We start from the raw sequence: 11,069 nt of genomic DNA, 5'->3' as shown, positions 1-11,069 counted from the left end.
CGATTAGGGTTTAGCAAACAATTCCGGCCAGTACATTCTGATATAGCCGACAGATACCCAGACAACAAGCAGAGTGGCGATCGTTAACTCAAACATGCCGAAGTGATGCATCCAATGCCATTGTGGGTGGTATTCTTGAAAGAACGTAGTGAGGCGGAACATTGCCACGGCGCTGATCACGGACGGAAAGGTGACGGCAGCAATGGAGGGTTGAAACTTGAGCTTAAGCAACCTGAAGTAGCATAGGTAGATTAACAACGTCATGGTAATCGCTATCCCAGCCAAAGCGCCCGTTAGAATCGGGTCCGGTTCAGGAAAGTTTACCAAGTAAGTCGCTAAAGTCAGGTTAATGGGGGCCGCCATGATCGCTAAGGTAGGGCGGGCGCGTCTGGGAAGCATGCCGAGAAATACCAGGCGATACAGAACCACTGGCAACATAAAGAAGTAAATAGTGATACAGGTTTGAACGAGCGTTTCGGAGAATACCGTGTGCTCGAACTGGTTACCAGCAAGCGAGCTGCTGATCAGGCCGACCGGATATAGAAACCAACTGGGGACGATATTCGCCATTTTGAAGTTGAGTAACTGAAAACTGAAAAACAGCAGCATCATGGTGAAATGCAGAAGAAGCGCGGCAAACCAGATCGGGTAAGCAATCGCCGGTGAAATCACCGCCAGATAATCACACAAAATCAGGATAGCCATACTCATTGGCGCCATTAAGCTTCCGCTCAGTGGATGACGAATATCTGCGAGAAAAGTCTGATAACTGGTAAAGTATTTGAGTAAGACTGGGATCAGGAGCAGGGCACCAAGCGCAGCAAGATAAGGGCGTATCAGTGTACCCACTTCAGGTACATAGAGTGACCAGGCCTGACCAAGACCTATCATACCCAGTGCAAGGGCTGCCTGAGAAGGGGGAACATTTTGTACACGGATCAGTCTGCGCCAGTTCAATTACAACTCCATTAAGAACTTATACTTCGAAAAGCACTGCCCAATTCCTTTCAGACAGTGTGGCGCGAATAATACCAAGTGAATGATATAACTGGCAATCACCCTTGAGCTTCGGTTGGGACATCCTCCTGTCGCAACTTCTCATTTTTCAGAGTTCGGTGAAGTAACTGACTATAAATCGGCTGTCCGCCCAGCATCTGGGCAAAAATGACGGCGCCGAGACTGGTAATGATGAGCGGTAGAATCAGGTAATAGTTGTTGGTCATTTCAATAACCAGCAAAATTCCAGTGATGGGCGCACGCACGGTCGCTGCAAACAGGGCACCCATGCCCGCAATGGCAAACATCCCTGGCTGAATGTTCAGCTCAGGTAACAGTGTACTGGCGATAAGGCCGAATGCGTAGCCAAACAAAGTGCCAAGTGCCAGCATTGGGGCAAATACACCGCCGGGTGCGCCTGAGCTAAAACAAATCATAGTGGTAATGATTCGGCCTAAAAACAACAGCAACAGCAATCCAGCGCCATATCCTCCATTGGTGATATTTGGGATGAGGTCGATACCGCCTCCAGTGAGCTCGGGCATGTAGAGCAACATCAGCCCGAAACAACCACCAATTAGTGAACCTGTCAGTAGGTAGCGTTTGCGGTCATTCTTGTGGACACGGATAAACATATCCTGAGAGAAGGTCACCAAGCGGTTAAAGATGACACCAAATACACCAAAGAGGGCGCCCAGCAACAGAAACAACCATAGTGCGGGCAGTTCTGGCGCATGATACTGAGGCATCGTGATCACGGCATCCTGGCCATTGATGTAGCGAAAAACAATATTGGCTGCAACCGCGGAAATGATTACCGCGCGGATAGAGATCAATGAGTAGCGGAATTGCGGACGCATCTCTTCAACTACGAACATGATGCCGGCCAGTGGCGCGTTAAATGCGGCCGCCAGGCCTCCTGCGGCCCCGGATGCCAGTAACGAATGTCGTGTGTCGTCGTTTTTAATCCGGAAAAGGTCGGTGACCATACGACCGATGGCACCGCCCATCTGTACTGTCGGACCTTCTCTTCCCAGCACCATCCCTGAGCCTAACGCGCCCATGCCGCCAAAAAACTTCACCGGTAAAACGCGCCACCAACGTACCGGGCGCATGCCATCCATTGCCCCTTCTATTTCAGGAATACCGGAACCTGCGGCTTCTGGAGCAAAACGGTGGACCAGATAGTAACCAATAAATGCCAGAGTGGCGGAAATTAAAAATGCCGCAAGCCATAGAGGAAGGACGCTGCCAATTTCACTCTTCAACCATTGAGTGCGGGTTTCTGAGACAAAGTGAACCGCGATTTCGAAGTAAGTGCCGACCACACCGGCCAAAATACCGACCAGTAATGCCATGAGAAGAACGGAAACTGGCGTTTTATCTTTTGAGAGAAATTGATTGATGGCATCTTTAGGAACATGCGCTAACAGGGAATGTTTTAACTTCTCTCTTTTGGTCATAAAAGGAAAAACCTCGAAATGGGATGGGGCAGAAACGACGTGCTTGAAATTATACGCCTGTCATCAGGTAACTATAGTTGTAAAGATGGAATATTGATTTGCATATATGGTGAACAAGTATTCTTCAAATGGATATTTTAAGCATACAAAATGATGCATGGATCACATTCTCAGCTTGCACTTTTCTGGTTTTGAACCATAGTTAATTTGTAAGGCATCTGAACCGACTCGCAGGGAGGATACAATAGCCTTACCTAAAATTTGGATGGATTCAAAAAACTCATTTCCATAGCCTCGTATCTTGATTGGGTCGCACCAACAGACTTCCCAATCCGCAAACTCACGATTGAGTCACGAGGACAAGGCGCACCATGATGTGCGCCTTTTCGTTTGCGCTGAATTTTACTGACCCCGTGTAATAATGAGCTGCTTGCTGCGGCTTATTTCCGTTATACTCAGGGCGTTAGTTAAGGAGCGTAACATGACCGTAAAAGTACCCACCAATATCATCACCGGCTTTCTTGGCGTCGGTAAAACCACCGCTATACTGGAACTATTAAAGAACAAACCACAGGATCAAAATTGGGCCGTTCTGGTTAACGAATTTGGTGAGGTTGGTATTGACGGAGCGATGATGACTGATCAGGGCGCGATGATAAAAGAAGTGCCTGGTGGTTGCATGTGCTGCACGGCAGGTGTGCCGATGAGTGTCGGTATCAATGCATTGCTGCGTCAGAAACCAGACCGTCTGTTGATTGAACCAACTGGGTTGGGTCATCCGAAGCAGGTGGTTGCGACGCTTACTTCTGCGCAGTACGAAGATTATGTTGATCTGAAAGCAACCATTGCGCTGGTTGATCCGCGTAATCTCAGTGATAAAAAGTATACCTCAAACCAGAACTTCAATGATCAGCTGGATAGTGCCGATATCGTAATAGGGAATAAAGTGGATCAGTGTGACACCCATGATATCGATGTGTTCAATGATTGGGTGACTGATCAGGCTCCGCCAAAAGTTTTTAGCCAGTTGGTTAAGCAAGGGCAACTCCCTCTCGAACTGCTGGACATCGAACGAGTACGTGAAGGCGCTTCCGCCAAGGTAGAGGCTCATCATCACCATCATGCGCAAATGGAGCCTCAGTTTGAACTCCCACCAGGCCAGACATTCGTTAGAAAGGAAAATAAAGGTCAGGGCTATTTTAGCTGTGGCTGGTTGTTTGGCGCTGAATATCAGTTTGATTTTGACGAATTGTTTTCGATGTTGAGTGCACTAACGGCAGAACGTGTTAAAGCGGTGGTGAACACGGATAAGGGGTGCTACGCCTTTAATGTTGCAAACCAGGTCGTGTCGGTGAATGCATTGTCTTTGGAAGGATTTGAATCCCGTCTTGAAGTTATTGATTCACAGCTAATGCCATGGGAACAACTGGAAAATATCTTGCTCAAACTCGCCGGAATTCAGCGTTAGAGCGAATGGGAATGGCTGGTGAGTCGCGTCGGGTGGCTCACTGCCTGTTACTATGACATGGTTATTTTCTTCCAATCTTTATATCCTCTTTACACACTTCGTTTCCTTCTATTCATTTTCTTTGTATTCATCGGACTACCATGGCCGGATATTTTTCGGTAAGGAACGTGTTACCACACGTTAGGGTTCATGAAATACAATCAACAAAGTAAAGTGCCGCTGGCTGTACTGGCGATCGGTATTGTTTATGGTGATATTGGTACCAGCCCGCTCTATGCAGTGAAAGAAGTCTTTTTTGGTTCCCATCCGATAGCGGTGACACCAGACAATGTGTTTGGCGTGTTGTCTTTGGTATTTTGGGCGTTCGTGCTCATCGTTTCATTGAAATATCTGTTGGTGGTGACTCGGGCATCACAGAAAGGGGAGGGTGGGATTTTAACGTTGTGCGCCATCGCTCAACGACATGCGCCTGCGAAGCTAAGCTATGCTGTACTGCTACTTGGCTTGTTAGCGAGTGGCTTTTTCTTTGGTGAAGCGGTGATCACTCCCGCAGTATCGGTATTGTCAGCCGTTGAGGGCATTGCGGTTGTCGAAGCGGATCTGGCGCCTTACATCATGCCGGTTGCTGTCGTGATTATTGTCTGCCTGTTTGCTGTTCAATCATATGGGACAGAGCGGATTGGCCGGGCTTTTGCGCCGATTATGTTGCTCTGGTTTATGACTCTGGCGTTATTGGGTGTGAAGGCCATTGGTCAGTATCCTGCAATCCTTCATGCACTGAATCCGAGTTACGCGGCTGACTTTATTTTATCTCACAGCCGCACTGGTTTGACGACACTAGGCCTGGTTGTGCTATCAATAACCGGAGTGGAAGCATTGTATGCTGATATGGGTCACTTTGGGATCAAGCCGATCCGAAAGGCATGGTTCGCTTTGGTTATGCCAGCGTTGCTGCTGAACTACTTTGGTCAGGGCGCCTACCTCTTGTCATCGCCGGAGTTCGGAAATCAGCCGTTTTACAACCTGGTTTCCAAGCCGTGGCTATGGCCGTTAATCACGCTGGCGACACTGGCTGCCATCATTGCGTCTCAAGCGGTCATTTCTGGGATTTTTTCTCTGACGCGCCAGGCGATGAATTATGGTTATCTGCCTGCATTGAAAATTGAACACACGTCTGCATGGTCACAGGGCCAGATCTACGTGCCCTTTGCCAATACGCTATTGTGCATCGTGGTCTTGTTTGTGATGGTTCGCTTTCAATCCTCGGCGAATCTGGCGGCGGCTTATGGGATCGCAGTGACGGCGATCATGTTGATCTCATCCTTGTTGACTCTGGTGGTAGCGTACTATGGATGGCAGTGGTCACTGTATCGAGTCGTGGCGTTTGGCTGTGTATTTATTTCGTTGGATCTTGTATTGCTCTCCGCAACCCTAACGAAATTTACCCATGGCGGCTGGTTACCGATGGTGATCGGTGGGGGATTGTTTACGGTAATGTATATTTGGCAACAACAACGGAGCAAATTGATTTTAACCGAGAAAAGCGAATTGTCGCTGGTGGCACTCTCATCGTCACTGGATAGTGAATCTATTCGTCGTGCTCCCGGAACGGCCGTGTATTTGTCACGAGAGACTCATCATGTCCCTCGTTCATTGCTACACAACCTCAAGTACAACAAAACGCTGCATGAACGCAATGTAATCTTAACGTTTCAATATGAATCGATCCCACAAGTGCATCCGTGCAAGCGAGCAGAAATCACACAGTTGTCTGACAGTTTCTGGCAGGTGCTAATCCGGGTCGGTTATCAGGAATCTCCCGATATCGAACAGCTGACGCATTCATGTGCGCTGAAAGATCTGTATTTGCATCCACAGGAAACGGTTTTTCTGATGTCGTCAGAGCGGATCAAGTCGAAAGGTGGCGGCGTTTGGCACAATGTGAAAGTGAGTTTGTTTATTCTGATGAGCAAACATGCCCTTCGTACCTCTGAGCGTCTTCGGATCCCATCTGACCGGTTGATAGAAATGGGGGTGTATCGAGAACTGTAATAAAAGGCCCTTACGGGCCTTGTATTATTTCGCGAGTGTCGGCTCTTGGGTCACATTAGCCAGTAAATCCCAACCTCCGCCTTTTACCAGTGACCGTGTAACGTCGGCGCTGTGAGCCAAATCGTAACCATGTTCAATGCATGGTGAATAGGCCACCACGAGCGAGGGGCCTGTGTGTTCGCCCGCCGCTTTTAATGCTTTAATGGTTTGGTTCATATTGGCCCCTAGCGCAATTCGGGCAACAAAGATACCCGGTACCTGTTGGTACATCGAGATCAGATCTTTGGCACTTTGCGTATTAGGCTGTGAGCACAACTTGGCGGTTTTACCCTCAGGGGTAGATTTCGATTTTTGTCCCCCGGTATTGGCATAGCACTGGGTATCGAGCACCAGTATATTGATGTTTTCCCCGCTGCGTAGTACGTGATCCAATCCGCCAAAGCCAATGTCGTAAGCCCAGCCGTCGCCGCCAACCAGCCAGACCTGTTTTTCAACCAGATAGTTACTCAGCAGTTTCAGTTCGTCATGTTTGATTGTGTCGTGACAGAGCTGGGACTTAAGCGTTTCGATTTGCTGACGTTTCTCCGGAATCTGCTCTGATTGTATTCTGTACTGATGATCTGGCAGTTCCTGACTGAGCAGGTGAGTCGCACGTTGCGTGAGTTGCTGCACAGCCAACTTCATTCCAAGGCCAAACTCGGCATTGTCTTCAAATAGGCTGTTGGCCCAAGCCGGTCCACGTTGGTTTTGATCCTGACTGTAGGGTGTGGTCGGTAAGTTACCGCCGAATATCGAAGAACAACCTGTGGCATTGGCGATATACAGGCGGTCGCCGTATAACTGGGTCAGAATGCGAATATAGGCTGTTTCGCCACACCCTGAGCAGGCATTGGGGTATTCAAAATAGGGCTGTACGGTCTGCAATGTCTTAACGTCGATCCTGTCTTGCAGGTGGACCGATTCGGACGGCAGTTTCTCAAACTGCTGAAACTGGCGTTGCTCTAACTCGTAACAGTCCGATTTGGCAACCATCATCAAAGCTTTGTTCTCTGGGGTGTTCCGCGCAGAAGCCGGGCAGACCTGAGCACACAACTGACAGCCAGTGCAGTCGTCGGGTGAGACCTGTAAGGTATATTGAGAGCCAGCATGTTGTCGTGATCGGTAAGGCATGCTTTTTAGTGGCTTCAACGTATCGCTATTGTGTTCGGCGGTGACGATCTTTGCTCTGATGGCTGTATGAGGGCAAATTGCAACGCAATAGCCACATTGCGTACAAAGATCCGGAGACCAAACAGGCAGTTCATCAGCTAGGTTCCTTTTTTCCAATCTTGCGGTGTTGGTTGGCCAGACACCATCGGCCGGGTATTGCGATACTGGGATGCGATCCCCTTTGCCTGCCAGCAACTGCCCTGTAAGCGAAGTTACATTAACGCTCAGCGGCATGGCGGCTGAATCCGGTGCAGGCTGACTTTTAGCCTCAAACGGGGATACATTCAGCGCTTTGACGCTGGCATCAATGCAACGCAGATTATTGTCTATCACCGACGGTTTTTTCCCTGCCAGACGAACCTGAGATTCGCTTTTGAGCTTATCGACTAGTGGTTGCCATTGACCCTTACCCAGCAACATGATCAGCGCAACCTGCATGACGATGCTGGGTTTGTCTTTCAGCTCGTGTTCAGCAGCAATGCGGTCGGCGTCAATCGTCATCACTTTAATCTGATCCGACTGAATTTTGCATTGCAGTCCAATTGGTAAAGCATTCCACAGAGCAGCGCCTGTTAACGGAGTATTCAGCAGCAGCGTGCCTTTGGGCATCAGTTGCGCGGCGATGTCGCGTTCAACCAGCAGTTTCATGTGCGCCACAGAAAGCAAACCGGATTGTCTTAGCGGATATGGAGCACGAATCAATTCTGGTGATAAGCGTAAATAGGTGGTGGTGATGTTGCCGGATTTTTTCGAATCGTAATCAAACTGGGCGTTTACTTGCCAGGAAAAGTGCTCACCGAGTGTGGTGATTGCATTTTTGCAAGCGCTAATGCTGCCATCCCCACCGTAGCCATACACAATGGCAGTGCTGTCTAACGAGGAAGACAAAAATCGTGGAGTCACTGACGGTAAACTCAACTGAGTGATATCATCAAGAATACCAATAGTAAATTCGTGTTTCAGATTCTCGTCTGGCAAGTTCAGCATCTCAAAGATCGCCTGGGCATCCTCCGGATAAAAAGCTTTCCCGGATAGCCCATATCTCCCTCGGCACAGTTGCGCGGAGTTCCCTGACTGACTAACTGCTTGCAACACATCGAGATAGAGTGGCTCACCACTGCTGCCTGGTTCTTTGGTTCGATCCAAAACGGCGATACGCTGGACGCTTGACGGCAATGCTTGCAAAAAGGCTTCGGTGGGAAACGGACGGTAAAGCCGAATGTTTATGACGCCAATCTGTTCGCCATGGCGACTTTGTTGTTCAACAAATGCCTGAAGTGTTTCAACCGATGAGCCCATCGCGACCACTACTCGGGTTGCCTGAGGGTGACCACTGTATTCCACGACGTGGTACTGGCGACAAGTGTGATGGGCAAACTCGTTGAGAATCTCTTCCACGATCTCCGGTGTGCGCCAGTGATAGCTGTTTTGTGCCTCCCGGCACTGAAAATAACTGTCTGGTCCGGCAGTAGCACCGCGTAGCGTAGGCCGATCCGGCGTCAGAGCACGGTGGCGGAACGCCAGAAGATCTTCTTCAGGGAGTAAGTCGCGAAGCTCTGTGCCTGGAACCGGCGTGATATTGCTCAGCGAGTGTGAAGTAATGAAACCATCAAAAAAATGAATAAACGGCAACCGACATCTCAACGAAGCCAGATAAGCGACAAGTGCCATGTCTTGTGCCTCTTGTCCGTTGCTGGCGACCAGCATCGCAACCCCCGTTTGTCTTACTGCCATTACATCCGAATGGTCACAGAAGATCGATAATGCATGCGTGGCCAGGCTGCGGGCTGCGACGTGTATGACACAAGGTGTAAGTTCACCCACCAGCTTGTACAACGTCGGGATCATCAATAGCAATCCTTGAGAGGAGGTGAATGTGGTCGACAGGGCGCCACACATCGCACTGCCGTGCACCACCGCAATCGATCCGCCTTCAGATTGCATTTCAATCACGGTAGGTACGGTACCAAGCGCATTCGCTTTCTGTTGTGAAGACCAGCTTTCGCAACATTCCGCCATACTGGTACTGGGCGTGATGGGATACACGGCGATCACCTCACTCAGTTGATAAGCTATTTTTGCTACGGCGGTATTGGCGTCTGTAATCCAGTTCATAAATCAATAAACCTTATATTGCGTCGCAACCATTGCGACTTAACAGGAAAGTTGTATGATGCCTGCTTGGTCAGTTGTTTGAACCGACGAGAAACAGGTATGATTAAGACGCTAAAAGTGGCGAACATTCAAGAAGTGCATAAGGTTGTCGCAATGGCAACTTTGTATGGACTGGTGACGTTCGTGGGAGTGCTGTACCGCAGAGAAATGATTGAAACCGATGTCGCGATGTTGTTTCTGTTACTCAACATTTTAAGCGCATCATTGCTGAAGCCGAGAAATACGTACCTGATGACGATTGTCGGTATCGTGTCGTTTCACTACTTCATTCTGCCCGATTACAGTTCGTTCCGGTTTCAGAATGCGCAGCACATCATTACCTTTGCGGTCATGGCTTTTAGTGGGATATTCGCCAGCAATATAACACAGTCTCAGCGCAAGCAAATAGACAAAAACAAACGGCTGCAACATCGGCACAAAACCAATTATCAGCTCGCTCGCCATCTGTCCGCTTTGCAGACCAGCCAACAAATTGCTCAGGCTACCATTCAATTTTTGCGCAAAGAGCAAGCGCTGGAGAGCCGGATTTATCTGGCTGAACCGAGCTGGCACCTGCTTGCTGGCTCGAATGAGAACGCGTCGCCCAATGTGATAGGTTGGCTTAAAGAGCGTAAAACGCCACCAGGAATGAACGCGTACTGGCTAAATGACAGCAGCGAAACAATAGGTGTATTGCTGGTCGATGCGGACAAAGAGCTCACCGTTGATCCCTGGGTCATTTCACTGCTTAGCCTGTCTCTGACTCGTTCTCAAGCCACTCAGGCGCTGGCCGAGGTGGAAGCAACCAGCCGGATGGAAAGTATGCGTACTACGTTGCTAGCATCGGTATCGCATGATCTAAAAACACCACTTGGCACCATTATCGGTGCGGCAACGACTTTGCGAGACAGTAGCGTGAAACTGGCTGCTCCGGTGCGCGAGGAGTTGCTTATTTCCATTGCAGAACAAGGTGAGCGTCTGAACCGAAGCCTGACGAAGTTATTGGATATTACCCGTTACAGCGCTGGTGCTCTGGTGCCGAAACGAGAATGGGTAGAGCCTGAGGAAGTGATTGGCAGTGCGCTGCAGCGCTTGTCTGCCCGCGTAAAACATCATAAGGTGCGGCTGATCAGTGAACCGATGTTGGTCGAACTCGATAGCTTGTTGTTTGAACAAGTTGTGTCGAATCTAATTGAAAATGCAGCAAAATACAGCCCTGATCAAAGCGAGATCGAGATCAGAACGGATTACCGTGATGGGCAGTTTGTGTTGTCAGTATCGGATCAGGGCAGTGGTATTCCTGAGGAGCAATTGACCAAGATATTCGAACGTTTTTATCGTCTGGAAAACTCTGCTGTTGACGGTACTGGCTTGGGATTGGCGATTTGTCAGGTGATTGTACAAGCGCATCATGGCGAAATTACTGCAAACAATCGCGAAGGGGGGGGCAGCTGTTTTTGTGTCACGATTCCCTGCAAACTTTATGATTTGAGAGAACTGTATGAACAGTGAAATCAAGATACTGATTATTGAAGATGAAAAGCCAATCCAACGTTTTTTAAATGTTTTGATTGCCGGTTATGACTATCAGGTCAAAATTGTAGACACTGCCGAACAAGGGCTACATGCGGTAGCAAACTGGAATCCACATTTGATTTTGCTGGATTTGGGCTTGCCTGATATGGACGGCATTACATTAACGCGCGAGTTAAGAAGCTGGACAGAGA

Annotated in this window: 7 protein-coding genes; 4 read left to right on the top strand and 3 right to left on the bottom strand. The window is 49.0% G+C overall.

What is annotated here, in order from left to right; translation table 11 throughout:
- Positions 1–3: 3 nt before the first annotated feature.
- Both CAG65_RS06355 and clcA read right to left on the bottom strand, forming a co-directional pair.
- A complete protein-coding gene (locus CAG65_RS06355) occupies positions 4–957 on the bottom strand; it encodes a TDT family transporter (protein ID WP_021705170.1) in 954 nt (317 codons plus the stop codon).
- Between the two features lie 98 nt (positions 958–1,055).
- The gene (gene clcA, locus CAG65_RS06350; protein WP_021705171.1) at positions 1,056–2,459 is read right to left on the bottom strand and encodes a H(+)/Cl(-) exchange transporter ClcA; all 1,404 of its coding nucleotides are present in this window, start codon (positions 2,457–2,459) and stop codon (positions 1,056–1,058) included.
- Between the two features lie 481 nt (positions 2,460–2,940).
- Between clcA and CAG65_RS06345 the strand changes: the two genes are divergently transcribed.
- The gene (locus CAG65_RS06345; RefSeq protein WP_161447581.1) at positions 2,941–3,927 is read left to right on the top strand and encodes a CobW family GTP-binding protein; all 987 of its coding nucleotides are present in this window, start codon (positions 2,941–2,943) and stop codon (positions 3,925–3,927) included.
- A gap of 189 nt (positions 3,928–4,116) precedes the next feature.
- Positions 4,117–5,979, top strand: a complete 1,863-nt coding sequence (locus tag CAG65_RS06340; RefSeq protein WP_161452902.1) for a potassium transporter Kup — start codon at positions 4,117–4,119, stop codon at positions 5,977–5,979.
- Between the two features lie 24 nt (positions 5,980–6,003).
- Here CAG65_RS06340 and nifJ read toward each other — a convergent pair whose 3' ends face one another.
- Positions 6,004–9,303 carry a pyruvate:ferredoxin (flavodoxin) oxidoreductase gene (gene nifJ, locus CAG65_RS06335; protein ID WP_161452900.1) on the bottom strand — a complete coding sequence of 1,100 codons (3,300 nt, stop codon included), beginning with the start codon at positions 9,301–9,303 and terminating at the stop codon, positions 6,004–6,006.
- A gap of 99 nt (positions 9,304–9,402) precedes the next feature.
- Between nifJ and CAG65_RS06330 the strand changes: the two genes are divergently transcribed.
- Both CAG65_RS06330 and CAG65_RS06325 read left to right on the top strand, forming a co-directional pair.
- Positions 9,403–10,854 carry a sensor histidine kinase gene (locus CAG65_RS06330; RefSeq protein WP_021705175.1) on the top strand — a complete coding sequence of 484 codons (1,452 nt, stop codon included), beginning with the start codon at positions 9,403–9,405 and terminating at the stop codon, positions 10,852–10,854.
- On the top strand, positions 10,844–11,069 hold a 226-nt coding region (locus CAG65_RS06325; protein WP_161452897.1), incomplete at its 3' end, for a response regulator. The genes CAG65_RS06330 and CAG65_RS06325, both read left to right, overlap by 11 nt.

The organism is Vibrio sp. V39_P1S14PM300, assembly GCF_009904765.1.
GTDB classification, from domain to species: Bacteria; Pseudomonadota; Gammaproteobacteria; order Enterobacterales; family Vibrionaceae; genus Vibrio; species Vibrio proteolyticus.
The sequence above is the reverse complement of the archived record's forward strand: the minus strand, read 5'-3'. Positions and strand labels throughout refer to the sequence as shown.

Coding starts and splice junctions, on each gene's coding strand:
- clcA (WP_021705171.1), bottom strand. CDS start 2,459: ATGACCAAAAGAGAGAAGTTAAAACATTCCCTGTTAGCGCATGTTCCT.
- CAG65_RS06345 (WP_161447581.1), top strand. CDS start 2,941: ATGACCGTAAAAGTACCCACCAATATCATCACCGGCTTTCTTGGCGTC.
- CAG65_RS06340 (WP_161452902.1), top strand. CDS start 4,117: ATGAAATACAATCAACAAAGTAAAGTGCCGCTGGCTGTACTGGCGATC.
- nifJ (WP_161452900.1), bottom strand. CDS start 9,303: ATGAACTGGATTACAGACGCCAATACCGCCGTAGCAAAAATAGCTTAT.
- CAG65_RS06330 (WP_021705175.1), top strand. CDS start 9,403: ATGATTAAGACGCTAAAAGTGGCGAACATTCAAGAAGTGCATAAGGTT.